The 26144-nt window shown below is 46.6% G+C and carries 23 protein-coding genes, 1 tRNA gene and 2 riboswitches; of the genes, 22 read left to right on the top strand and 2 right to left on the bottom strand.

From position 1 onward, the window contains the following. Positions 1 to 5: 5 nt before the first annotated feature. The 10 genes from SFC66_RS00915 (at position 6) to SFC66_RS00870 (ending at position 8648) form a co-directional block, all read left to right on the top strand. A complete protein-coding gene (locus tag SFC66_RS00915) occupies positions 6 to 2339 on the top strand; it encodes an FAD-dependent oxidoreductase (protein ID WP_411216827.1) in 2334 nt (777 codons plus the stop codon). Positions 2340 to 2460: 121 nt separating this feature from the next. Beyond that, a tRNA-Arg gene (locus tag SFC66_RS00910) sits at positions 2461 to 2536 on the top strand. A gap of 492 nt (positions 2537 to 3028) precedes the next feature. Beyond that, on the top strand, positions 3029 to 3433 hold the full coding sequence (locus tag SFC66_RS00905; protein ID WP_411216826.1) for a hypothetical protein: 405 nt from the start codon (positions 3029 to 3031) through the stop codon (positions 3431 to 3433). A gap of 325 nt (positions 3434 to 3758) precedes the next feature. Further along, positions 3759 to 4838 (top strand): Gfo/Idh/MocA family protein, encoded by a 1080-nt coding sequence (locus SFC66_RS00900; protein WP_411216825.1) that lies wholly within the window; start codon positions 3759 to 3761, stop codon positions 4836 to 4838. Positions 4839 to 5046: 208 nt separating this feature from the next. Further along, complete coding sequence (locus tag SFC66_RS00895) at positions 5047 to 6249, top strand: MFS transporter (RefSeq protein ID WP_411216824.1); 1203 nt, start codon at positions 5047 to 5049, stop codon at positions 6247 to 6249. 77 nt (positions 6250 to 6326) lie between these two features. Then, positions 6327 to 7163: a manganese catalase gene (locus SFC66_RS00890; RefSeq protein ID WP_411216823.1), complete on the top strand. Its 837-nt coding sequence runs from the start codon at positions 6327 to 6329 to the stop codon at positions 7161 to 7163. A 109-nt stretch (positions 7164 to 7272) separates the two neighbouring features. Then, positions 7273 to 7557 (top strand): holin, encoded by a 285-nt coding sequence (locus SFC66_RS00885; protein WP_411216822.1) that lies wholly within the window; start codon positions 7273 to 7275, stop codon positions 7555 to 7557. A 58-nt stretch (positions 7558 to 7615) separates the two neighbouring features. Then, positions 7616 to 7777 carry a hypothetical protein gene (locus tag SFC66_RS00880; protein ID WP_411216821.1) on the top strand — a complete coding sequence of 54 codons (162 nt, stop codon included), beginning with the start codon at positions 7616 to 7618 and terminating at the stop codon, positions 7775 to 7777. Positions 7778 to 8041: 264 nt separating this feature from the next. Beyond that, a complete protein-coding gene (locus tag SFC66_RS00875; RefSeq protein ID WP_411216820.1) occupies positions 8042 to 8344 on the top strand; it encodes a hypothetical protein in 303 nt (100 codons plus the stop codon). 28 nt (positions 8345 to 8372) lie between these two features. Continuing rightward, complete coding sequence (locus SFC66_RS00870; RefSeq protein ID WP_411216819.1) at positions 8373 to 8648, top strand: hypothetical protein; 276 nt, start codon at positions 8373 to 8375, stop codon at positions 8646 to 8648. 177 nt (positions 8649 to 8825) lie between these two features. On the opposite strand, the gene SFC66_RS00865 is transcribed toward SFC66_RS00870, so the two are convergent. After that, complete coding sequence (locus SFC66_RS00865) at positions 8826 to 9176, bottom strand: P-II family nitrogen regulator (protein ID WP_411216818.1); 351 nt, start codon at positions 9174 to 9176, stop codon at positions 8826 to 8828. Between the two features lie 22 nt (positions 9177 to 9198). After that, positions 9199 to 10416, bottom strand: a complete 1218-nt coding sequence (locus SFC66_RS00860; protein ID WP_411216817.1) for an ammonium transporter — start codon at positions 10414 to 10416, stop codon at positions 9199 to 9201. 649 nt (positions 10417 to 11065) lie between these two features. Beyond that, positions 11066 to 11181, top strand: a riboswitch (SAM riboswitch). A gap of 75 nt (positions 11182 to 11256) precedes the next feature. Between SFC66_RS00860 and metX the strand changes: the two genes are divergently transcribed. The 12 genes from metX to gpmI all read left to right on the top strand — a co-directional run bounded on the left by metX (position 11257) and on the right by gpmI (position 26135). Beyond that, positions 11257 to 12324, top strand: coding sequence for a homoserine O-acetyltransferase MetX (gene metX, locus SFC66_RS00855; RefSeq protein WP_411216816.1), 1068 nt, complete (start codon positions 11257 to 11259; stop codon positions 12322 to 12324). After that, positions 12324 to 12432, top strand: a riboswitch (SAM riboswitch). Its footprint overlaps the gene before it by 1 nt. Before the next feature lie 73 nt (positions 12433 to 12505). After that, positions 12506 to 14296 (top strand): PLP-dependent aspartate aminotransferase family protein, encoded by a 1791-nt coding sequence (locus SFC66_RS00850; protein WP_411216815.1) that lies wholly within the window; start codon positions 12506 to 12508, stop codon positions 14294 to 14296. Continuing rightward, on the top strand, positions 14289 to 15290 hold the full coding sequence (locus tag SFC66_RS00845) for an aliphatic sulfonate ABC transporter substrate-binding protein (RefSeq protein WP_411216814.1): 1002 nt from the start codon (positions 14289 to 14291) through the stop codon (positions 15288 to 15290). Before SFC66_RS00850 ends, SFC66_RS00845 begins: the two co-directional genes overlap by 8 nt. Positions 15291 to 15296: 6 nt before the next feature. Next, positions 15297 to 16073 (top strand): ABC transporter permease, encoded by a 777-nt coding sequence (locus tag SFC66_RS00840; RefSeq protein WP_411216813.1) that lies wholly within the window; start codon positions 15297 to 15299, stop codon positions 16071 to 16073. Between the two features lie 16 nt (positions 16074 to 16089). After that, positions 16090 to 16842: an ABC transporter ATP-binding protein gene (locus tag SFC66_RS00835; RefSeq protein ID WP_411216812.1), complete on the top strand. Its 753-nt coding sequence runs from the start codon at positions 16090 to 16092 to the stop codon at positions 16840 to 16842. Beyond that, complete coding sequence (gene acsA / locus SFC66_RS00830) at positions 16802 to 18487, top strand: acetate--CoA ligase (protein WP_411216811.1); 1686 nt, start codon at positions 16802 to 16804, stop codon at positions 18485 to 18487. Before SFC66_RS00835 ends, acsA begins: the two co-directional genes overlap by 41 nt. A gap of 228 nt (positions 18488 to 18715) precedes the next feature. Then, positions 18716 to 20080: an MATE family efflux transporter gene (locus SFC66_RS00825; RefSeq protein WP_411216810.1), complete on the top strand. Its 1365-nt coding sequence runs from the start codon at positions 18716 to 18718 to the stop codon at positions 20078 to 20080. Between the two features lie 231 nt (positions 20081 to 20311). Continuing rightward, a complete protein-coding gene (locus tag SFC66_RS00820; protein ID WP_411216809.1) occupies positions 20312 to 21343 on the top strand; it encodes a sugar-binding transcriptional regulator in 1032 nt (343 codons plus the stop codon). A gap of 30 nt (positions 21344 to 21373) precedes the next feature. After that, entirely contained in the window at positions 21374 to 22381 is a 1008-nt protein-coding gene (gene gap / locus SFC66_RS00815; RefSeq protein ID WP_411216808.1) for a type I glyceraldehyde-3-phosphate dehydrogenase, read from the top strand. 256 nt (positions 22382 to 22637) lie between these two features. Next, positions 22638 to 23819: a phosphoglycerate kinase gene (locus tag SFC66_RS00810; protein WP_411216807.1), complete on the top strand. Its 1182-nt coding sequence runs from the start codon at positions 22638 to 22640 to the stop codon at positions 23817 to 23819. A gap of 22 nt (positions 23820 to 23841) precedes the next feature. Further along, entirely contained in the window at positions 23842 to 24600 is a 759-nt protein-coding gene (tpiA, locus tag SFC66_RS00805; RefSeq protein WP_411216806.1) for a triose-phosphate isomerase, read from the top strand. Then, positions 24597 to 26135, top strand: a complete 1539-nt coding sequence (gene gpmI / locus SFC66_RS00800) for a 2,3-bisphosphoglycerate-independent phosphoglycerate mutase (protein ID WP_411216805.1) — start codon at positions 24597 to 24599, stop codon at positions 26133 to 26135. Before tpiA ends, gpmI begins: the two co-directional genes overlap by 4 nt. Positions 26136 to 26144 lie beyond the last annotated feature (9 nt).

The raw sequence follows: 26144 nt of genomic DNA, 5'->3' as shown, positions 1-26144 counted from the left end.
TTTACGTGTTAAAGAAGCAAGTGAAGGTCGATGTGGCGGTTTGCGGCGGAGGTCTGGCAGGGTTATGTGCGGCTGTGGCGGCAGCACGGAATGGCGCTAAAACGGTAATCATCCAAGATCGCCCGGTTTTTGGTGGTAACAGTTCGTCGGAGGTAAGAGTGACGACGCATGGAGCAGCGGCATTTCATTCCTACGCACGTGAAACAGGAATCATATCCGAGCTGCTGATCGAGGAAAGAGCAAGGAATCATGAAGAAATCAATGAAAATGGCTGGACCAATAGCATCTGGGATTTGACGATGTATGATATGGCGATGGAAACGGAGAATTTGGATATATATTTGAATACGACAGTGCAGCGGGTTGTGAAAAAGGATGAGCGCAAAATTCACGCCATACAATGTCATATCTTGAATGCAGAAGTGGATTTGACCGTTGAAGCAGATGTTTTCATCGATTGTACGGGAGATGGTGTCGTTGCTGATCAAGCTGGCTGCGAATGGCGGCTTGGAGAAGAAGCAAGGGAGGAATTCCAGGAACCTCATGCACCGGAGAAAGCCAGTAAGAACGTGATGGGCAGTTCCCTTCACTTCAAAGCTGTCGACATGGGAAGACCGGCTCCTTACAAAGCTCCCGATTGGATCAAACATTATGATGATGCGAGTTTCTTCTATAAACAAGGCCGCCCGCTCGACCATACCAGTCATAAAGAAGACGACCGTTATCGCGGCGGGTATTGGTGGCTTGAAATCGGCATCCCTTGGGATACGATCCATGAAAACGAGGATATACGTCATGAATTGACCAGACATACACTCGGAGTATGGGATTGGATAAAAAACAAAGATCCCGAGTTGAAAGTGAAAGCGGCCAACTATGCCCTGGAATGGATCGGCCAAGTGCCGGGTAAGCGGGAAAGCAGGAGGATCATGGGGCGATACCTCATGACAGAACATGATCCGCTAGATAAGAAAGTATTTCAGGATGAAGTGGCATTCGGCGGCTGGAATGTCGACTTGCATGCGCCGGGAGGATTGCTGGCCGACAGCAGTGAACCTGCTGCCATGGAAGGCTATAAAGTGGTGAGTGAGTTCCAGCGAAAAACACTTTGCGGACCATACGGAATCCCGCTCAATATGCTGATATCCAAGGATATCGATAATTTGATGATGGCTGGCCGGAATGTCAGCGCCACGCATGCTGCCCTTGGCACTGTCCGGGTGATGGGGACGACCGCAATCATGGGTCAGGGTGTTGGTACAGCTGCCAGCATGGCGGTGAAAAAACAGCTGACTCCTGTGCATATCGCTGATCAGCATATGGATGAGCTTAAGCAATTGCTGCTGAAAGATGGCAGCTTCCTGCTGCATACAAAAAATGAGGACCCTGATGATCTGGCCAGGACAGCAAAATTGACTGCTTCGAGCACAGCTGTATGTGCTGGAGCCGGACCAAGTACAAAAGGACATCATGACGGGTTGAAATTTTGGTATGGACAGCATCAAGGCGAGAAAGATGATTTCCTTCGCCATCGCAGAGGGCAATGGATTGCCACCGGCAGCCAGCCGCTCGACAGTCTATCGGTATGCTTGTCCAACAATACGGATACCGTGCAAGAGGTAGCAGCGAAAATTGTTGGTGTGGAGGATATTTGGGACTATCGGATCGACGGAGAAGGTGTCATCGCCGCAACCACTTTCCAAGTTCCGCCCGGTGCGCTTCAATGGCTGGAATGGGATGTGGATTTAAAGCAAGGACAGCATCTTCCGGAAAATGGCTATGTCCGATTGGATTTGCTGGAGAATGAGCATGTAACCTGGCATCGCGCCAGTGCAATCTTACCAGGGCAAGTATGTGCGTTTGATATTGGCGGCAGGATGAGGCGATACGATCATGGTATTACGATGTCATTCAAGGTGGAACCCGCGCAGGATTGCTATCAAGTGGAAAACATAACAAATGGCGTGACAAGGCCGTATCAGGCAACGAATATGTGGAAATCAGATCCTTCTATGCCAGATTCCCCGCATGTATATCTTACTTGGGATAAAGAAATAGCACTCAACCGGATCGACCTGACATTCCCGGGGAACATACTGCGGGAAATCCATGCCTACGAATCATTCTACCGCGACCCGCAGTGCGCAAAGGAATACTCTTTGGAAGCCATCGTGGATGGAAAATGGACGGAAGTGCTCCGTGTGCAGGATAATTACCAGCGCCACCGTGTGCACCGTTTGGCAGACACGCTTCAAACAGATCGCCTGCGACTGGTCATTCATCAGACGAACGGAGACCCGGCTGCAGGTATATATGAAATTCGCTGTTATAAGGAATGATGTTACCTGAGAAAGGAGCTAGTCTCCTTTCTTCTTTTCTGGTATAAGGGGCTATTCATAAAGTACTTGCACAAAGTAATAATCTCCCGTATAATAATCGTTGTCACATTAAATTACATATGCGCTCGTAGCTCAGTCGGATAGAGCGGTGGTTTCCGGTACCACGTCTGCCGGGGGTTCGAATCCCTCCGAGCGCGCTGCAACGAAACAGCAAGGTTTGGCCATTGGTCATCCTTGCTGTTTTTTTATCTGGATTTTCTATGTAGAGAGCGGTTATGGAATTAGTTTCTTGTATCATGAAAATGCAAGTGGAAATCATGACTGGGCCTCTCAATGCTCCTAGTCCTTACCTTAAATGAGTAGTATTCTTCTAAACTTGGAATTTACTTATCCAAAGTCCGTGAGGTCAACGTCGTATGACAGGAGCTGTAATTGACCTAAGTTGTACGGAAGGCGAAAGCAAGCTATAAAAATATTGTATAGGTCAAATATGAAACAATTCACCAAGTTCAGCGTATGAAACACGGTGTACGATATTTCTAGTGCATGAGGTACATAGAAAAGTTAGAGTCTGACTTGCCATGTTCATACTTTTACGCAAATAAAACAACACTGCAACGAAGCTAAAGGATGCTACGTGAAAGTATTTTTATATGGATTTAAAATACGTACGGAAAAGGAGAATTGTCATGGTTATGCGGTTGTTCTTTGTATTGGTGACGTTGGGGCTGGCGATTGCTGCTTTATTTTTAGCGGCTGCAAATCCGACGGGGCCTAATACTGTTTCATTTGATGAACCTATGGTTATTTGGCTGAATATCGGCGTTTTAGTGCTATTATTCATACCGCCATTATTGTTATCGTTCTTTCGGAATCTGGTTGTTAAGATAATATCGGCTATTTATCAGGTGTTCATTGCCTTTGCCTTCGGGATCCTGATTTTGGTTGGTGTGTTGATTCCTGACGCAGCGGTGATCTTTGTAGGGATTTCAGGAGTTTTCGTCACCATTTGCAGCATCATTGTTACCATTGTTACTGGGTTGAAGAAAAGAGATGGTGCAGAACCGAAACTGCAAAATCAGAAAGTCTTTTAGACCATTGCCTCCCTGGCATAAAAATGTTCAGATACAAAGAATCAAAAAACTTTCGCAATGACCTGCGGAAGTTTTTTTTGTGAGTAAGTAAACAAATACGTTAAGGCAGCGGTAAGAAATGTGAAGCGGATTGGCTGCATAGGATGAATTGTCTGCAAAAAAATCAAAACTGCTCTGAGATGGATAATCCCTTCCGTTCATAGGAAAGAAAGTGTACCTGTGAAAATTTCATTTGCGTTTGGATACAGCTACCAGGCATTATAAAAAGATATATAGAAAATGGAAATGAGACCCCATAATCATTTCTGCCAAAGGAGAGGAACAGATGAAGATTGCCGTTCTAGGGTTGAATCATGGGTATAATTTCGCGCAGAGAATCAAAGGGATGGCTGGTGTGACATTGGTTGCTGTTGCTGGTAATAATGCGGTTGCAAAGAATCGGGCAGAAAAACTGGATGTACCATTATTCGAGGATTATAAGCAGCTTATCGATGCGTGCGCATTGGATGGCGTGATCATCACTTTGCCGAATCATCTGCACAAAGAAGCTGTTATATATTGTGCGGATAAAGGGCTGCATTGCCTGGTGGAGAAACCGATCGCCGATACAACGGAAGCAGCGCGAAAGATGATCGATTATTGCCGGTATAAACAGGTGCAGCTTTTGGTTGGGCATCATCGCCGCTTTTCTTCTAAGATCAATCACTTGAAACAATTGCTGGATAGCGGAATGCTCGGTGACTTGGTCGGTGTGAATATGATGTGGGCGCTTGCTAAAGATACTGATTATTTTAAGGAAGAGTGGCGTATAGAAAAAGGGGGCGGACCGCTTCTGATTAATGGAATCCACGACTTGGACAATCTGCTTTATGTTACAGATTTGCACATTGAAAGTGTTTATGCTGCAGGACGGAACAAGATCAGGACATTAGCAGTGGAAGATGCGACCGCGGCAATATTGGAGGCGGATGATGGCACAATCATCCAATATTTCTTAACTGATGGAGTACCTTCGCCATGGTCATATGAATTCAATGTACATGAAAATCCCGTTTTTCATTATAATGAGCAGGATTGTTATTTCTTTTTCGGTACCAAGGGAAGTTTGGCTTTCCCAAGCTTTCGCTTTTACCAGTATAGCGAAGGAGCATATGGCTGGAAGCATCCGCTGCTTGAACGAAAAATACCGCACGTGGAGGATACCGATCCCATCACTGCCGAGCTTGAGCACTTTGTAAATGTATTGAAGAAAACGGAGCAGCCGCGTGTAACTGGGGAAGCAGGTTTGATTACATTGGAGCTTTTGGAGGCAATCAAGTTATCTGTCAGGGAAAAAAGAAGTGTATCGCTGCAGGAACTGTTTTGCGGTGATGCGTGTGAAGATATGGGATTTAAACGAAACTGATAGGAATGATAGTACAGGGCGATATACGAATATAATGTGGGAAATGTTACTTTACAACTTGAAACAAACCACTATAATGATTATATATTAATTAACTTAACTTAACTTAATTTAACTTAACTTTGGTGGACATTCTTACATTGGATTGGAGCACTATGGTGTTCCTGCTCTTTAGTTAATCGTTTCGCAGCAGAAGGAGTAATGCTTGTTGAAAAAGCCAATCAAAGAACAAAAGGCAGTAATGATCATTTTATTAAGTAATATATTTATCGCATTTTTAGGTGTGGGACTCGTCATTCCAGTCATGCCATCATTCATTGATGTCATGCATCTGTCAGGCAAGACGATGGGGTACCTTGTGGCCGCTTTTGCAGGGGCGCAATTGATTTTATCTCCATTTGCTGGCCGCTGGGTGGATCGATATGGCAGAAAGAAATTGATTACAGCCGGCTTGTTCCTATTCGCGCTCTCTGAGTTGCTTTTTGGGTTGGCGACACATGTTTCGCTGCTTTATGTATCCAGGATATTGGGAGGAATCAGTGCTTCCTTCATCATGCCGGGTGTTACGGCGTATGTAGCTGATATTACGACAAATAAGGAACGTCCGAAGGCGATGGGATACATATCGGCTGCTATCAGTACCGGATTCATCATTGGACCGGGGATTGGGGGCTATGTCGCGGAATACGGCATCCGGGCACCTTTTTATGCGGCTGCCATCATTGCGTTCATCGCATGTTTCCTATCCATATTCATTCTCAAAGAACCGCTCAGCAAAGAAGAGCTGGCTGAAATAACAGCAAGTAAAAAAGATACAAGTTTCGTCGGTGAATTAAGGAAATCATTGAATCCAGTCTACTTTATTGCCTTTTTCATCGTCTTTATACTCGCATTTGGTTTGTCCGCTTATGAGACGGTATTCAGTCTGTTTTCCGACCATAAATTTGGATTCGCGCCAAAAGATATCGCTCTGATCATCACACTCAGCTCCATCTTTGGTGTCATTGTGCAGGTTCTGCTGTTTGGGAAAATGGTCGATATATTAGGGGAGAAGAAACTGATTCAGCTGTGTTTGGTCATTGGAGCCGTTTTGGCATTTGTATCGACAATGATCATGAGTTACTTGGTGGTTCTGCTGGTGACTTGCTTCATATTCCTTGCATTTGATCTGCTGAGGCCGGCACTGACTACTTTCCTGTCACGGACGGCAGGCAAAGAGCAAGGGTTTGTAGCTGGTATGAACTCCACTTACACCAGTCTCGGGAACATCATCGGACCGGCGCTCGGCGGGATATTATTTGATATGAATATCAATTATCCTTATGTTTTCTCTGGCGTGATATTATTTGTTGGCCTTGTAATCACGTTTGTTTGGAAGGGAACTGCTCAGAACGAGTTGACGGAGAATTAATTAGACTTTCTGGCATACTTTTGTTTTTCCGTGCATAAAATTCTGCGTTGGATAAAAACGAAAGAGGTGGGCAGTGAATGTTTTATCACATCAAAGAACTGCAATATCACGCCAAACCATCAAGGCCGGATCCGGTTTTTGCAAGACAGCTGCAGGAAGCTTTAGGCGGACAGTATGGTGAAATAAGCGTCATGATGCAATATCTCTGGCAAGGCTTCAACTCGCGTGCGGATGCAAAATACCGGGATTTATTATTTGATACGGGTACAGAGGAAATCGGACATGTGGAAATGTTTGCGACTATGATTGCGCGTTTGCTTGATGACGCCCCTTTTGAGGATCAAAAGGCGGCTTATGATAGTGACCCTGCCATCGCTGCCATCATGGGCGGCACGAATCCGCAGCATGCGATCGTGTCTGGATTGGGTGCATTGCCGGCTGATGCCATGGGATATCCTTGGAATGCTAAATATATCATCTCAAGCGGAAACCTTCTGGCAGATTTCCGTGCCAATTTGAATGCAGAATCACAAGGAAGACTCCAAGTAGTGCGTTTATACGGCATGACAGATGATCCTGGGGTGCGTGATATGCTTTCCTTCCTCATTGCACGCGATACGATGCACCAAAATCAATGGTATGCTGCTGTAAAGGAATTAGAAGAGCGTGAGAGGGACATCGTGGTACCGACGACATTCCCGCGCAGATTGGAAAAAGAAGAAGTGGCGTATACGCTGTTTAATTTCTCAAGAGGCAGCGAAAGTTCACAAGGCCGCTGGGCTAGCGGACCAAGCATGGACGGAAGAGGACAGTTCAATTATGTAGCAGAGCCGAAACCTTTCGCTGGTGCTCCGAATCTCAAGCCGGCTCCGTTCCTTTACCATGACACAATGCCGCCAAAATCGATGATGTAACGAGTCAAACGCACAGCTGCTGGCAGCTTGTGCGTTTTTTGTGGGTCAGTATCAACTGCAAGTCACTCCTTGTCCGCATAGTATGCAGTATGACAAGGAGGTGTGACTTATGGATCCGATTCAAAATGAAGCGATGTATCAGATGCTAATGTTTGCGACTATTCTTGCTCCGATTGTGACAGCAGTGGTGGAATTGCTGAAGCGGAGTTTCTCCCGCCTGGCTTCTTACCATGCCATACTAAGTGTCTTGGTCGGTGCGATGCTGGGTGCAGCTGCTCATCCGTTCCTGGATTTCGAGCTGACAGTCCGCTTGTGGGCAGGCGGTATTGCGGGTTTGGCTAGTGCTGGCCTATACAATTCCTTCTCCAGCCGGAAACCTCCGCCGGGCAAGTAGTTTAAGCAGGGCAGAATTAGGCTAAGACATAGTAAAAGCTGTTGATGGAGGTTCCACCATGAAAAAACTATTACTTGCCATTCCCGTTCTTTTACTGGCGGTTATGGAGAAATTCACTACGATGCTGCTGGCGGGGAACAGCAAGAAGCAGTATACGAAGAAATGGATGGCGGCACATATGAACGCCATGATGGCATGCCAAAGGAAGCAGAGAATCTGACAAGGGAATATGAAGAAGAAAATAGGTAATGACATGCAGCGGGCTTCAGTTGGAGCCCGCTATTTTTGTGCTGCATAATCCGTTCACCTTCCATCTCAAAATGCAGCCATGTTGGCAGTCGGACCATGCGAGTTTATTGTTTCCATGCTTGGCTGATCGCCAAATTCCATGTTTGCCCCTGAACAGTATGACCATACAAACAGGGTGATGACTGCATAGCTTATAACTGTAAGATGATTATCAAACACAAAGGAGGAATTATAGATGGGTCAACGTTGGGGAAACAAAGATAAATACGAAGGGAGCAATAAATCAATGAGCTACTACAAGCATGATAAAGAACATGAGGACCAAGAATTCGAAAACAGAGTGAACGTAGATAACGAAAGCGACAGCGACAGCGATAGCGCAGCGAAAAACAAATCCAAAAACCACAACGAAGCAAAAGTTGTAAAAAGCGGCAACTCTTATGTTTGGGTGAAAACAAAAGCTGACGCAGAAGCAGAATCAGAACTAGAAGAAGATGAAGAAGGAAACGGCCACCACAAAAAACACAAGAAGTATTAATGGTGATCCGTAAGAAAGGAGGAGAACAATGAGCAATCTTAGAAAATATGATAATCCTTTTTCAGCCAGCAGAAACGATAATAATTCGCAAGTTGCCAATAGCGGCAACTCAGATGTGGATGTAACTGTCGAAGTCAACACGATGCCGATTGCTTATGCCATGCTATGTTCCTTGTATGCTACAAAACAGCTTACCTACGCTGAATTCGATGATGCTATCAAACACTTGAAAAATCTTGTTGAAGAAGATCGCAGCCCAAGCGGCAACAACCCGAATACTGCCAAAATCTATCATATAGAATAGTGCTATAAAAGCGGCTCTCCTGCTATGCCAAAAGCAGGAAGGCTGCTACAGCTTTTTGCTATAAGATATGCACCCGCTGATACAATACTTCTTGTTAAGCTCATGTTCTTCTCCTGGCCAGTCGATTCTGACTGGCTTTTTACATAGGAAAAGCGCCCCTAAAAGGAGCGCTTTTTTTCACAGTGCAGCAGGACCTTGTTTTCCCGTATTGATATCGATCGTTTGCCCAACCGGATAAACGAAGATTTTTCCATCTCCTGCTTTCCCGGTATGAAGAGCGCTTGAAGCGGCTTTTATGACATCATCGACTGGAACGGAGCTGACGACAATCTCGATTTTAAGCCGATCAAATACATTTTGTACTTTCTTGACACCGCGATACAGCTCTGTGTAGCCCTCCTCCAAGCCGCAGCCCTGTACGTGAGAGAACGTCATGCCTGAAACACCGATTTCAGCCATTTTCATTTTGAATGCTTCCAGATCGCTTGAGTTCCTCGTAATGATTTCCACTTTGAACATGTCACCCATAAAGCCGTTCCCCCTTATAATGTTAATCTTGATAAGCACGCTCGCCGTGCATGGTAAGATCCAAACCTTTCGCCTCTTCCTCATCGGTTGCACGTGCTTTAAAGATGAGATTGACGATTGTGATCAGAATGAATGTCACGATACCGACGAAAGCAAATGTTGCAATTATCGCCACTACCTGTCTCCATAATAAATCAATACCTCCGCCATAGAAAAGGCCGTTGTGCTCAACGATTGCGTTGATGGAGTCGCTTGCGAACAAGCCAGTTGCAATACCGCCCCATGTACCGCCGACCGCATGCAATCCAAACGCATCAAGTGCGTCATCATAGCCGAGTTTTTGTTTCAGCCAGCCAACGCCCCAGAAGCAGACGATGCCGCCGATGAAACCGATTGGAATGCTGGCAATCGGGGAGACGAAACCGGCAGCTGGAGTGATTGCTACCAGACCGGCGATGGCACCAGATACAGCACCCAATAGTGTCGGCTTTTTATTTACCGCCCATTCAATGATCATCCAGCCGAGTACACCAGAAGCAGCAGCTGTATTTGTATTGATGAAAGCATACATTGCGACATCATCGAAAGCAAGCTCACTGCCGACGTTGAATCCGAACCAGCCGAACCAAAGCAAAGCTCCGCCGATTAGTGTGAAGATAAGGTTATGCGGTGCAGTGGAACCTGCATTTTTACGCTTGCCGATGACAATGGCCACGACCAAGCCGGCAAGACCCGAGGAAATGTGGACAACGTTTCCGCCTGCGAAATCCAATGCGCCCATTTCCGCGATCCAGCCGCCGCCCCATACCCAGTGTGCAAGCGGAGAATAAACGATGAGGACCCATAGTACTGTAAATAGAAGGAATGCCGGGAATCGGATGCGTTCGGCATAAGCGCCTGATACAATGGCAGTTGTCAGAATCGCGAATGTCATTTGGAACATCATGAATAAGTTGAACGGGATTGTATGCCCTGAGTCTGCATTCGGGTCGAAACCTACGTTATTCAATCCGAAGAAATCCAATCCCCCAATGATTCCGTTACCTGGTGAGAATGCCAGGGAAAAGCCGATTATGATCCAGATGATCGATACGATTGCCATGGTTGTGAAACTGTGCATTGCTGTACTCAGTACATTCTTACTTCTTACCAACCCGCCGTAAAAGAGTGCAAGTGCAGGTGTCATCAACCATACTAGGACGGTTGCCACAAACATGAATACCGTGTTAGACATATCCATTTTCTCTACCCCCTGTGTGCTTCTTTGTTTTTTGAAAATTTAAATCTTTTTTCATTATAAGTGGCTGGCAAAAAAATGTAACAAACTTGTCAGGATATCTTACGTGAATATTTCTGACCAAAACGTGTAAGTGTTTTCAGTGATTTTGTCAAAAAACATTACCAAATCCGAAGCGCATTTTTGAAAATAGGAAATATGGAATGGTTTGCGACTGATATATGTGGGAAAAGATAGTTAGCTGCGGAGAAGAACTGCATCGGGAGTTTGACAATTATTGTAAGGCATGATAGAATAGTTAACGTCCTCGATGTTTGAGTAACTTTATCGAAGACCTTTGGCATTCTGCAATAGTTTTAATTAGAAGTACTTATTCAGACTGGAACGGCCTAGGAGCCGTGAGGATGCAATAGAGGTAGGGATTGCATCGTATAAGTGAAAACTACCATGTGGAACAAGTACCGCGGCAAGAGGATGTATTAGGTATCCTCTCATAACAATAGAAAAAGTTACACTTTTAGCCCCGCATCGGCACTAGCTGATGCGGGGCGTCCAAATTTCCGGAGACTTTTTAATGCTTGAAATTTCAGAATTCACAGTTGACTTGCCCATAAAACACATGCTACAATCCTGTTAACAAATAAATAGCAAGCTCTTATCAAGAGAGGCGGAGGGACTGGCCCGACGATGCCCGGCAACCTATGAGCAGCAATGCTTTTAAGGTGCTAAATCCTGAAAGTGCGTTATGCAGCACTTTAGAGATGAGAGAGACATGTCGGTACATAATGCCACCCTGTCCTCTCAGGGTGGTTTTTTTATTTGAGGGGAGGAAGTATGCGGCTCATGAATCTACAACAATCATACCAAACCGGCAAACTTCTCATCGGGGATATTGAGCTTGAATCAGGTGATATCCTGACAAATGTGGAAGTGGCATATGAAAAAAGCGGGTCTGTTTCAGGTGAAACGGTACTTGTCTGTCATGCATTGACAGGAGATCAATATGCAATCGGGACAGCTGCCGCTCCGGGCTGGTGGAATGGATTGCTGCAGCCTGGAGGATTCATCGATACAAATCGATATGCAGTCATTACATGCAATGTATTGGGCGGCTGCGATGGAACAACCAGTGCATTGTCGGTCGACCCATCTTCGAACAGCAGATACGCGGCAGCTTTTCCGGCTATCACGATTCGCGATATGGTCATTGTCCAGCGGCTTGCGTTGCAGAAACTTGGGATTTCGCATTTGAAAGCTGTCATCGGCGGATCGTTGGGAGGCATGCAGGTGCTGGAATGGGGCGTCATGTACCCGGAATTCATGGATGTACTGATACCGCTGGCAGCAACGCCATATGTGAGTGACTATGCAATTGCATATAATCATTTGGCTAAAACAGCAATCATTTCCGATCCGGATTGGAAGGAAGGAAACTATCCAGCTGACAGGCCACCGGCGGCGGGGCTTGGAATTGCCAGGATGGCAGGGATGCTGACATATCGCTCCGATCATCAATATAACGAACGCTTCCAGCGCGCAGCTTCCCGGCGGAAAGATGCAGCCTACGAGGTGGAGTCATACCTGGATTATCAAGGAGAGAAACTGGTAAATCGCTTTGATGCGAATTGTTACCTCAGCTTATTGGAGGCAATGAACAGTCACGATATCGGCAGGGGAAGAGGCGGTTGGCAAGCAGCTGCTAAAAGGATGGAAGCGATTGTGCTGACATTCGGCTTCTCAAGAGATCTGCTGTATCCGCCAGAAGAAATAGAGCGCTTTGCAGCGTTGATTCCAGGTGCAAGGCATGTGAACGTGGAGACGATTTATGGTCATGATGGTTTTCTGCTGGAGTTCGACAAATGGGGACATCACATTCGTGACGTACTGCAGCAGCCTATGAAAATTTTATAATCTTATCAAGAGTGGTGGAGGGACTGGCCCGATGAAACCCGGCAACCTGCAGGCAGCAATGCACGCAAGGTGCTACATCCAGCAAACGAAAAGTTTGAAAGATAAGGAGTAAATTGCTTATGCGGCAGCTTCTTATCGGAAGCTGCTTTTTTCATATATAAAAAAATGGAGGAATGACAAAATGACAGATCAAATCTACAAAGCTGAGACACTAGCATTACATGGCGGGCAAGCACCAGATCCGACGACAGGTTCAAGAGCAGTACCGCTTTACCAAACAACTTCTTATTTGTTCCATGATACCGATCATGCTGAGCGACTGTTCGCGCTCGATGAACCCGGAAATATTTATTCACGTATCGGCAACCCAACCGTGGATGTCCTTGAAAAACGGATTGCACTGCTGGAAGACGGCGTCGCGGCAGTGGGGGTTGCTTCGGGAATGGCGGCGATCAGCTACAGCATTCTGAACTTGGCGAGTGCTGGTGACGAAATCGTTGCAGCAACCAACTTGTATGGCGGAACATACAACTTGTTCCAGACCACATTGCCGCGTTACGGAATCACGGTCAAATTTGTTGATCCAACTGACCCGGAAGCATTCCGCGCAGCAATCACAGACAAAACGAAGGCTGTTTTTGCAGAAATAATCGGCAACCCAAGTCTGCATGTGCTAGACGTGGAAGCAGTGGCAGAAGTAGCACATGATGCCGGAATCCCGCTGATTGTCGACAGCACATTTGCAACACCGATTTTAAGCAAGCCAATCACGCTTGGCGCGGATATTGTCGTGCACAGCGCGACAAAATGGATTGGCGGTCATGGTACATCCATCGGCGGGTTGATTGTGGATGGAGGTCGTTTTAACTGGAATTCACCGAAATTTCCGACTTTTACAGAGCCAGATCCAAGCTATAACGGCATCCGCTATGCATTCGATTTCGGTACACTTGCTTTCAGTACGAAACTGCGCGTGCAATTGCTGCGCGACTTAGGCGCTGCACTTAGTCCATTCAATGCATGGCAGCTGATCCAAGGGTTGGAGACATTGCATTTGCGGGTGGAACGTCATGTGCAAAATGCCGAGAAACTGGCAAATTATCTCGAACAGCACCCTGCTGTCGATTGGGTGGCTTATCCGGGACTCAGCAGTCATCCGTCTTATGAGATTGGAAAGCGAGTGCTTCCGCATGGTACTGGATCCATCGTCAACTTCGGCATCAAAGGCGGACGGAAAGCTGGAGCTGCACTGATCAATAACGTTGCACTTTGGTCACACGTTGCCAATGTCGGAGATGCGAAGTCGTTGATCATCCACCCTGCTTCCACGACGCATCTGCAACTGGATGCCGAAGGGTTGGCAGCTACAGGAGTAAAAGAGGAATTGGTGCGCTTGTCGGTTGGAATCGAATCAGTCGATGATTTGATCCATGATTTGGATCGAGCGTTGGAAAAGGCGACTGGCATCCGTTCCGAATCCCGGAAAATCGTCATCAATGATGAAGCGGTCATCCGGGAAGCGCTGAACAGTGCTACTGACGCTACAGGCCGACAAAAAACGATTGCGGTAGTCGGTCTGAGCAGTAAAGAGCAGCGGCCAAGCAACCGTCTTGCTCGGAAGATGCAGCGCCTCGGCTACAAAATCATCCCGGTTAATCCGGTCGAAACAAATGTGTTGGGGGAGAAAGCTTATCCGGATTTGAAAAGCGTGCCTGAAAAAATCGACATTGCTCAAATATTCCGCAGTCCGGAAGCGGCGGTTGAACTAGCGAAAGAAGCAGCTGAGGTTCGTCCGGAAATCTTCTGGCTGCAAGAAGGCGTCGTTTCCGCCGAAGCAGCTGCGATTGCACGGGAAGCAGGACTGGAAGTTGTCCATAATCGCTGCACATACAAGGAGGCTCAGCGTCTTCGTGGTTCGATCAGCACCTATGCCTGTGAACTGGATGATAAGGGAGTACGCGTCGATGAATAAGATTCCGCTCATAGATAAAAGAAGTTTACTAGCTATACTCGGTGTGTTTGTCATCGTTTTTCTGGCTGCCTGCGGGAATTCCAGCAGTGCATCGGGTGATTTGAAACAGATCCGCTTGGATTATGCCTATTATTCCCCAGCCAGTCTGGTGATCAAAAATAAAGGATGGGCAGAGGAAGCTTTCAAGGACCAAGGTATCGAGGTCACTTGGACGCTCAGCCAAGGAAGCAATAAAGCATTGGAATTTTTGAACAGCAACAGCGTCGATTTCGGTTCCACAGCAGGAAGCGCTGCTTTGCTTGCCAAAGCGAATGGCAATCCGATCGAAGGTGTCTACCTGGCATCGAAGCCTGAGTGGACGGCGTTGGTAACAACCAAAGATAGCGACATCAAAGAACCTGCAGATTTAAAAGGAAAGAAAGTAGCCGCTACTGTCGGTACTGATCCTTATATTTTCCTTCAGCGTTCCTTGCAGGAAGCTGGTTTGTCGGAGCAGGATGTCGAAATCGTCAATCTGCAGCATGCCGATGGCGCAAGTGCCTTGCTTTCTGGTGATGTCGACGCGTGGGCTGGTCTTGACCCGCATATGGCGAAGCTTGAATTGGAGAATGATACACAGCTGTTTTACCGAAATGAGGATTTCAACACATATAATTTCCTGAACGTGCGGGAAGAATTTGCTGAAAATCATCCCGAAGAAGTGAAGGAAGTACTGAAACTTTACGAAAAAGCGAGAGCGTGGATTGAAGAAAATCCCGAAGAGACAGCTGAAATCGTTGCGAAAGAAGCCAATATCAGTCAAGAAGTTGCAGCTAAACAGCTGGAACGGAATGATTTCGCTGAATCAGTACCAAGTGATACGCAGCAGGAGATTCTGATTCAGTCAGGCGATGTACTGGAAAAAGCGAATCTATGGAAAGGCAATAAAGATGTAACGGAAACGGTGGATGGTTATATCGAACCGAAATTCGCCCAAGAACTTGGAAAGGAATGATGCGATATGGGCAAGAAATTACGGACACATCCTGTACTGCTCGGTTCTTTGCTGCCAATCATATTGCTGGCAGCATGGGAATTCCTGAGCAGAATAGGAGTCATTCCTGCTTATCAGCTGCCTGCACCTAGTACGATCTTGTCGACGATCATCGCTTATTTACAGGATGGTACATTGCAGGATCATGTGCTGTTGACCGTATACCGGCTGTTCGTTGGTTTTATCATTGGAACACTTGCAGCGATCCTTTTAGGCACACTTGTAGGTTATTCAGAACTTGCTGAACGATTTTTTGACCCGCTCATCCAAGCTTTCCGTTCGATCCCATCATTGGCATGGGTGCCGTTATTCATCTTGTGGATGGGAATCGGCGAAACGTCGAAGGTGACGCTGATTGCCGTTGGCGTATTCTTCCCGGTGTACTTGAATATCGTGGACGGTATTCGCGGCGTGGACCGGAAACTGATTGAAGTGGGCAGGATGTACGGTTTGGATGGAGTGGCCTTGGTAAGGCGGATCATTCTTCCTGCTTCATTGCCATCTTTCCTGACAGGTCTCAGAAGCGGTCTTGGTTTGGGCTGGATGTTCGTAGTGGCAGCGGAGATCATGGGTGCAAGCCAAGGACTTGGTTATCTGCTTATCTTAGGACAAAACACATATGCTCCAGATGTGATCATCGCCAGCATATTCTTGTTTGCGCTGCTTGGGAAACTGACGGATTGGGTGCTGAAAATCATCCAGAAGCGATCGCTGCACTGGCAGGATACAGCATTGGCGAAATGACAAAGGAGGAATCGGCATGACAGTACAGGTGAAAGGATTTGGAAGGCGCTTTGGGGAGAAGCAGGTGCTGCAGCAGGTGGATTTCTCGGTCGAAAGAGGAGAAATCGTCAGTTTGCTCGGCACGAGTGGCTGCGGAAAAAGCACCGTGCTGCGAGCGCTCGCAGGTCTTGATCCGGAGTACCAAGGTGATATCAGCATCGATTCCGATCAGCGTGTTGGCTTCATTTTTCAGGAACCGAGGCTGCTGCCCTGGAAAACGGTATTAGCTAACAGCACATTTGGATTGAAAGGTGATCGTAAATCGAATGAAGACAAAGCCCGCCGGTATTTGGATTTGGTCGGACTGAAGGATGCAGAAAAACTATACCCGCGTGAGCTGTCAGGGGGAATGGCGCAGCGTGCTGCGATTGCACGGGCCCTTGTGACGGAACCGGATATCTTATTGCTGGATGAACCATTCAGTGCACTCGATGCTTTTACGAAGATGCAGCTCCAGGAGCTATTGTTGAAGATTTGGGAGGAGTTCGGAACAACAATCATCCTCGTTACACACGACATCGACGAAGCATTGTATTTGAGTGACCGGGTCCTGCTTCTGCAAGGCAAGCCATCGACTTTGGCGAAGGATCTGAAAACATCTTTATCCAGACCGCGCTCACGCGGAAGTGCGGCGCTTGGCAAATGGAAAGAAGACATACTGGATTCACTGGAAGGGAAGGAGCAAGCATATGACTACAAACTTGTCACCAAAATTGGACAGAAAGCATAATTTGCCAGACTATCAGGAAGCAGTGAACACGCATGATTGGAAAGTGCTTGAGGAAGAACTGCTAAGCAGACAGGACGGCAAATGCAACGCTTCCTATGAAGCTGTCGATCGTCACGTGGCAGATGGATATGGTGCCAAAACAGCTTTACATTATGTAAAAGACGGTGAACTGCAGTACAGTTTGACTTTCGATCAGCTGCAGCAGCGAATAGAACATTATGCAAAGGTCCTTCGCGCACATGGCGTAACGAAAGGTGATCGGATTTTTATCTTTTTGCCGAAAAACCCAGAATGCTATATTGCTATCTTGGCAACCATCCGTGTCGGTGCCATTGCAGGCCCGCTGTTCGAAGCGTTCATGGAAGATGCGGTAAGAGATCGTATCAATGATTGCGCTGGTACACTGCTCATATCAGATCAGGATTTGGTGAAACGGGTTCCGGTCGAAGATATTCCTTCTTTGCAGAAAATCTTATTAATAGAAGATATTGATGCAGCACAGCCAGATGCATCTGTTTCAGGGGATGTGGAATGGGTGGATAAAGAAGACGGTTTGCTGATTCATTACACAAGCGGATCGACAGGAAAGCCTAAAGGTGTGCTGCATGCACATCGTTCCTTGATCCACCATGCTGTATCTGGAAAATGGGTGCTGGATGTGCAGGATGATGATGTGTATTGGTGCACATCGCATCCAGGCTGGGTGACAGGCAGTGTGTATGGATTGTTCGCGCCCTGGCTGAACAGAGCAACGATCGTCATCCAAGGCGGGCGCTTCCAGGCGGAATCTTGGTATAAAATCATCGAAGATCTGAAAGTGACGACATTGTACAGTGCCCCGACTGCATTTCGTCTGCTGAAGGCAAAAGGCGATTTGTATAAAGACTTCGATTTATCCAGTCTGCGCCATATCCTAAGTGTCGGGGAGCCGCTGAATCCGGAAGTCATCACATGGGCTTGGGATAATTTGCAGCTGCGTATCCATGATACATGGTGGATGACCGAAACGGGCGGCCATATCATCGTCAACCTGCCATCTGAACCGATCAAGCCTGGATCCATGGGCCGCGCTTTTCCGGGAATCCAAGTTGGCATCCTGGATGATGAAGGGAACGAACTGCCGGCGAATACAATCGGTCAGCTGGCCGTCAAGACGCCATGGCCTGGTTTGATGCAAGATATTTGGGGCGATAGAGGCAAGTATGACAGCTACTTTGTTTATCGTGGCTGGTATATTTCTGGAGATCTGGCATTGAAGGACGAAGAAGGTTATGTCTTCTTCCAAGGGCGCAATGACGATATGATCAATAGTTCAGGGGAGCGGATAGGGCCATTCGAAGTGGAAAGCAAGCTGATCGAGCATCCAGCCGTGGCCGAAGCCGGTGTGATTGGAAAACCGGATCCTGTACGCGGGGAAATCGTCAAAGCCTTTGTCACTTTGCGGGATGGATACCGAGAAACGCCTGAGCTGTTAGAATCATTGCGGTTATTCGTCCGTAAGAATTTGGCTGCCCATGCTGCTCCAAGGGAAATCGAAGTGATGGAAGAACTGCCAAAAACCCAAATCAGCGGGAAGATCCTGAGACGGGAATTGAAGCAGGGAGAATTGGAGAAACAATTAGCTGTAAAAACGCCTTCCGAATGAGGAGGGCGTTTTTCATTGGATAAGAAATATAAAAAACTTATCACGAATCTTTGAAAACGCTTTCCTGTTGAACTTCAAATAATCAGAAAATACTTGTAAAACGGGGCTTCCGATGCTGTATAATCTTGTCGAAAAACTATTTTGGTTTTTTTAGATAAAGCTCTTTACTTTCTCAAAAAAAGGATTAATATAGAGGGAGTTTGATTTTAACGAAAAGGAGAATGTCTGTTGGGTAATCCAACTTCTACATCTGAGCAAACATTGTTTCGTATCTCTTGGCCGCTGTTTATTGAATTGGCACTTCATATGGGAATGGGTATCGTTGCTACACTGATGCTGAGTCATTACTCAGATTTAGCTGCTGCCGGAGTCGGCGTAGCGAATCAGCTGATTAGCATTTTTATTTTGGTTTTTAACGTGACGTCTATTGCATCCATGATCATCATCGGCCAAAAGCTCGGTGCAGATGATTTGGCTCAAGCCCGGCGGACAGCTCGGACAGCATTCGGGATGAATTTCTGGTTCGGATTGATCGTTTCTGCTGTCGTCGTTATGTTCGGTTCCGTTTTTCTTGGCTTTTTTGATTTGGAAGGTGAGACACTCGCTTATGCGACCACCTTTGTGAAAATTTGCGGTGCTTCTTTATTTTTGGAATCATTATCTTTGACACTTAGTGCGATTTTACGTGCCAATGGCCGTACGAAAGTCTCTATGGTCGTGGCGGTATTGATGAATGTATTGAGTGTGATCGGTTATGTTGTTGCGATCTTCGGAGTGTTCGGTCTGCCGATAACAGGCGTGATCGGGGTATCCTGGACGATTGTCATCGCCCGTATTTTTGCAGTCATCGTATTGTTTTACTTTGTGTATCGCTACTTGGCGATTCGTTTCACAGGTACGCATTTGATCAAGCTTAACGGAAAAGACATCAAAGATATTCTTGTCATCGGTGTTCCGTCCGCTGCAGAGAACTTGTCTTACCAATATTCGCAGATTGTCATCACTGCCATCGTAGCGAATTTCGGGGATGCTTCCCTGGCAGCGCGTGTTTATATCAATAACATATCGATGGTCTGCTATCTGTTCACCATGGCCATCGCTGAAGGAACGCAGCTGCTTGTATCCCGTTATATCGGCGGAAAGCAGTACGACCGTGCATTGAAACGAGGCTTGCGTACGCTGAAAATAGCGATGATTGCATCCTTTATCGTTTCGATGGGATTCGCATTGACAGGTGCACCCATCTTGCAAACATTCACGGATGATCCGGCTATCCTGGCAGTCGGTATACCGATTCTGTGGGCCGTTGCGTTCACTGAACCAGGTCGTGCCATGAATATCGTGCTGATGAGTTCCCTTAAATCAGCAGGGGATACGAAATTCCCAGCTGTCATCGGTGTGATCAGCATGTGGGGCATCGCTGTTCTACTAAGCTACGCATTTGGAGTATCGTTAGGATTCGGTCTGCTTGGCGTTTGGTTTGCGATGGGAATCGATGAATGGTTCCGCGGTATCTTCGCATACCGGAGATGGCGCTCCCGTCCTTGGGAAAAGAAAGAAACAGCAGCTGTACCGGAAACGGCAATTTCATAATGGATATAGAAGAAAGGCATCGACGTTATGGTCGGTGCCTTTTTTGTTTTGTAAGTGTTAAGTTTATTAAATCTATAAATAAATTATTTTTTCGATGGATTTAAGTTGAATGTAAGAAGTCTTACTGTTATGATAATCGTGCAAGAGGAATTTTTTTTATAGCAAGTGGGACAATATATGACATACTGGGACATTATTGACCCATTAGGCTTGATAAAGAAGGGGTATGTTATGCGATCGGTAATAGATCTACAAAAAAAGCTTTTCCCGGATGTTCTGGAAATTATGCAGCGAAGATACGGAATCCTGCATTTTGTCAAGACAATGGGACCGCTGGGACGTCGCACACTTGCTGAAAACATGAATCTTGCAGAACGAGTTGTCAGAGGTGAAATCGATTTCCTTCAGAACCAAGGAATGATCTATATCACTACAAAAGGGGTACAGATCACCGATGAAGGATTGGAAATTCACGAGCAATTGAAGGCATTTATGCTCGAAGCCTCTGAAATAGGTGTTTTGGAACAGCGTGTCCGGGAAACACTAGGAATAGATAATTGTATTGTCGTCCCCGGTAATAGTGATACCCAGGATTGGGTAAAACAAGAGATGGGAAAAAGGTGTGCGCAGCTTCTGGAAAAGATGCTGCATCCGAACTACACGGTTGCAGTGACAGGAGGCACAACGATGGCAGCGCTGGCAGCAGCGATGCCGCCGATCCATACAGCGGAGAATGTCATGTTCGTACCTGCACGCGGAGGAATCGGTGAGCAGGTGGAGAATGAAGCGAATACGATTTGTGCGGCTATGGCGAAACGGGCCAGAAGCCATTACCGGCTGCTGTATGTTCCTGATCCAATCGGGGAAGAATCTTATCAGACAATTATCGAAGAGCCTTCCGTCAAGGAAGTCCTGTCCATCATCAACCGTTCGAATGTGGTCATCCACGGTATCGGTGACGCCATGACAATGGCGGAACGGAGACGGACGCCTGTACCGCTTGTCGAGAAAATCAAGAGCGGTGTCGCAGTAAGTGAGGCATTTGGTTATTACTTCGATGCTGAGGGGAATGTAGTCCATCGTGTACGGACGGTCGGACTGCAGCTGGAGGACTTAGATAAAGCAGAACATGTAATAGCTATTGCAGGCGGTGCCTCGAAAGCTCGTGCAATCGCCTCCTACTTCAAACTGGGAAGGAACAATATCCTGGTGACGGATGAGGCGGCAGCGAACCAGTTAATAAAGGGTCAACATTCCCTTTAATCATTTAGTTATTACAAGGAGGAAATTTTCATGACAGTAAAAATTGGTATTAACGGTTTTGGACGTATTGGACGTAACGTATTCCGTCAAGCGCTAGCGAACAGCGAAGCAGAGGTAGTTGCAATCAACGACCTTACAGATGCGAATATGCTTGCCCATTTGTTAAAGTATGATTCTGTACACGGTACCCTTGATGCAGAAGTATCTGTTAACGGCAACAATCTAGTCGTTGACGGCAGAGAGATCAAAGTTCTTTCTGAGCGCGATCCTGCTAACTTGGGCTGGGGAGATCTTGGTGTAGAAGTAGTAGTTGAATCTACTGGTATTTTCACAAATGGTGAAGATGCGAAGAAACACGTTGAAGCAGGAGCGAAAAAAGTTATCATCTCTGCACCAGCTAAAGGCGAAGACCTTACTGTCGTAATGGGTGTTAACGAAAACAGCTATGATCCTTCTGAGCATACTGTACTTTCCAACGCTTCTTGTACTACTAACTGCTTGGCTCCGGTTGCAAAAGTACTTCATGACGCATTCGGAATCAAACGCGGTCTTGTGACTACTGTTCACGCATATACAAACGACCAGCAAATCCTTGACTTGCCGCACAAAGACTACCGTCGTGCACGTGCAGCAGCAGAAAACATCATCCCTACAACTACAGGTGCTGCAAAAGCGGTTTCCCTAGTATTGCCTGAGTTGAAAGGTAAATTGAATGGTATGGCAATGCGTGTACCAGTCAAAGATGCTTCCCTAATCGACTTGGTTGCTGAATTCGACCAAAACGTAACTGCTGAGCAAGTGAACGCTGCTTTGAAAGAAGCTGCTGAAGGCGAACTTAGCCATGTTCTTGGTTATAGCGAAGAGCCGCTTGTTTCTTCCGACTATATCGGAAACAGAAACTCTTCCACAGTAGACGCACTTTCCACAATGGTATTGGAAGATAACATGGTGAAAATCGTTTCTTGGTACGATAACGAAATGGGTTACTCCACTCGTTGCGTAGACTTGGCTGTATTCTTGAAAAGCAAAGGTATCTAATTCCAATAAGCAATGGTAGAAAGGGAGGGAGGAGCACCTCCCTCCCTTTTGGCCTATGCCTGTTCTTCTTTTCTGACGGACGGCAGCAGGATAAGCAGGGTTCTTAAAGGAGCTTTTTTGCTTAGATCATTGTTTTTGTTTCCCGTTCTAACCGAAGCCGATAGTCGGTTAGTCAACGGAAGAAACGGAACCTGTCGTGATGAATGAAATGCAAGGAACAGATACATAGGTAATTAGTATTCGAGGAGGCGTAGATATGAACAAGAAATCAATCCGCGATATCGATGTAGCCGGCAAGAAGGTTTTCTGTCGTGTGGACTTCAACGTACCAATGGAAAATGGGGCTGTGACCGATGATACCCGGATCAAAGCTGCTCTTCCGACGATCAAGCATCTAGTCGAACAAGGAGCAAAAGTGATTCTTGCCAGCCACCTTGGCCGTCCAAAAGGCGAAGTGAAAGAAGATTTACGTTTGGATCCTGTGGCACAGCGTCTGAGCGACTTGCTTGGGGAAGACGTCGTGAAAGTCGACCAAGTATATGGAGAAGAAGTTAACCAAGCAGTGGAAAGCCTTGCTGATGGCGAAGTACTTCTTATCGAAAATGTTCGTTTTGAAGCTGGTGAAGAGAAAAACGATCCTGAATTGGCAAAAGCTTTCGCTAGCATGGCTGATGTGTATGTAAATGACGCATTCGGTGCTGCACACCGTGCGCATGCCTCTACAGAAGGCGTAGCAAAACATCTTCCAGCCGTTGCAGGTTTGCTTTTGGAGCGCGAACTGGAGGTACTCGGTAAAGCATTATCCAATCCGGAACGACCTTTCACAGCCATCATCGGCGGTGCAAAAGTAAAAGATAAGATCGGTGTGATCGATAACCTTTTAGATAAGGTCGACAATCTGATCATCGGTGGCGGTCTTGCTTATACATTTGTAAAAGCACGCGGCTATGAAATCGGAAAGTCCTTGCTTGAGGAAGATAAAATCGATTTGGCGAAAGAATTCATGCAAAAAGCAAAAGATAAAGGCGTTAACATGGTAATGCCTGAGGACGTTGTGGTTGCTGATGATTTCTCAGAAGATGCCAACAAACGAGAAGTGAGCATCGAAGAAATTCCTGCTGACTGGGAAGCATTGGATATCGGACCGAAAACACGCGAGAAATACCAGCAAATCGTGAAAGATTCCAAGCTGATCATCTGGAATGGACCAATGGGTGTGTTCGAATTGAATGCATTTGCCGGCGGAACAAAAGCAGTCGGTGAAGCACTTGCCGAAGGAGAAGGTTTCTCCATCATCGGCGGTGGCGATTCTGCAGCAGCTGTCGAGAAGTTCGGTTTAGCTGATAAAATGGATCACATCTCAACAGGCGGCGGTGCCAGCCTTGAGTTCATGGAAGGGAAAGAACTTCCTGGCGTAGCTGCATTGAACGATAAATAAAAGAACGAAGGGATGGGGAACAATGCGTAAAAACGTAATCGCAGGAAACTGGAAAATGAACAAAACGATTTCCGAAGCAACAGAATTCATCGAAGCGACGAAAGCGAAGATTCCTTCCAGTGATAAAGTGGAAGCAATCGTGTGTGCACCAGCTCTTTATTTGACAGAATTGGTGAAACAGACAGAAGGAACAGATCTTAAAATCGCTGCGCAAACGATGCATTATGAAGAAAATGGTGCTTTCACTGGTGAAATCAGCCCAACAGCACTTAAGAGCATCGGTGTGGATTATGCGGTGATCGGTCACTCCGAGCGTCGTGAATATTACAACGAAACAGACGAGTCTGTCAACAAGAAAACACATGCGGCATTGCAGCATGATATCACGCCAATCGTCTGCATCGGTGAAACGCTTGAAGAGCGTGAAGCTGACAAGACTAACGAAGTGGTCGGTGGCCAAGTTGAAAAGGCATTGGAAGGTCTTTCTGCTGAACAAGTGGAAAAAGTCATCCTTGCTTATGAGCCTGTTTGGGCTATCGGTACTGGAAAAACGGCAACATCAGAACAAGCGAATGAAGTCTGCACATTCATCCGCAATGTTGTGAGTGAGAAAGTTTCCGCTGAAGCAGCTGACGCTATACGCATCCAATACGGAGGAAGCGTAAAGCCAGCTAATGTGGACGAACTTCTTGCAGAGTCTGATATCGACGGCGCTCTAGTCGGCGGTGCAAGCCTGGAAGCTGATTCCTTCCTAGCGCTTGTAGAGGCTGGTGCAAAATGAGTCAGGACAAACTAGCTGCCCTCATCATCCTCGACGGATTCGGAATCCGCGGGGAAGAAAAGGGTAATGCAGTGAAGCATGCCAAAAAGCCGAACTTCGACCGTTATTGGAACAAGTATCCGCATAACCAACTTACGGCTAGCGGAGAGGCTGTTGGCTTGCCGGAAGGCCAGATGGGTAACTCCGAGGTTGGTCATTTGAATATCGGTGCCGGACGCATCGTGTATCAAAGTCTGACTCGTGTGAATAAATCCATCAAAGATGGCGACTTCTATGACAATGAAGTGCTTCTTAAAGCAGTCGACCATGCGAAAAAGAACGACAAGAGTCTGCACCTCTTCGGTCTTTTATCCAATGGCGGCGTGCACAGTCATATCGAGCATCTTTTCGCTCTCATGGAGCTTGCGAAGAAGCATGATTTAGAGAAAGTTTACATCCACGGTTTCCTTGATGGCCGTGATGTCGGTCAGCGAAGCGCCAAAGAATTCATTGATCAGACAGAAGCTAAAATCAAGGAACTTGGTGTCGGTAAGATTGCGACGCTTACAGGGCGCTATTATTCCATGGACCGCGATAAACGCTGGGATCGTGTGAAGAAAGCGTATGATGCGATGGTTTACGGAGAAGGCCCGGCATATAAGAGCCCTTATGACGTCATCGAAGATTCCTATAAAAATGAAATCTATGATGAATTCGTCCTTCCATCTGTCATCACGGAGGAAAACGGTGAACCGGTAGCGAAAATACAGGATGATGATGCAATCATCTTCTATAATTTCCGTCCGGACCGCGCTATCCAGATTTCCCGGACTTTCGCAAACAAAGACTTCCGTGATTTTGATCGTGGCGAACACCCGCCAACAATCAACGAATTCGTCTGCATGACGAACTTCAGTGAAACGGTGGATGGCGATGTTGCGTATAAGCCGGTCAACTTGGATAACACGGTTGGCGAAGTGCTTTCCCAAAATAACATCAAACAGCTGCGTATCGCAGAAACAGAGAAATACCCGCATGTGACGTTCTTCATGAGCGGCGGACGCGAAGAAGAGTTCCCTGGTGAGGATCGAATCCTGATCAACAGCCCGAAAGTGGCGACATATGATTTGAAACCTGAAATGAGTGCATACGAAGTGACGGACGCGTTGCTTGATGACTTGGATCAGGACAAACACCAAGCGATCATCTTGAACTTCGCCAACCCGGATATGGTAGGACATTCAGGAATGCTGGAACCGACTGTGAAAGCAATCGAAGCAGTGGACGAATGCCTTGGTAAAATCGTCGACAAAATCATTGAAAAAGGCGGTCATGCCATCATCACCGCTGACCACGGCAACTCGGATGAAGTAGTCACGCTTGAAGATAAGCCGATGACTGCACATACGACAAATCCAGTTCCGGTGATTGTGACAAAAGAAGGCGTTGAGCTCCGCAGCGGCGGAATCCTTGCTGACTTGTCCCCGACATTACTCGATTTATTGGATGTTGAAAAGCCAGAAGAAATGACAGGCACAAGCCTGATTCAAAAATAAGAGGAGAGA

The organism is Terribacillus saccharophilus, from assembly GCF_046592895.1.
GTDB lineage: Bacteria > Bacillota > Bacilli > Bacillales > Amphibacillaceae > Terribacillus > Terribacillus saccharophilus_D.
Note: the sequence above shows the minus strand (reverse complement) of the source record. Positions and strands in the feature narration are given on the sequence as shown.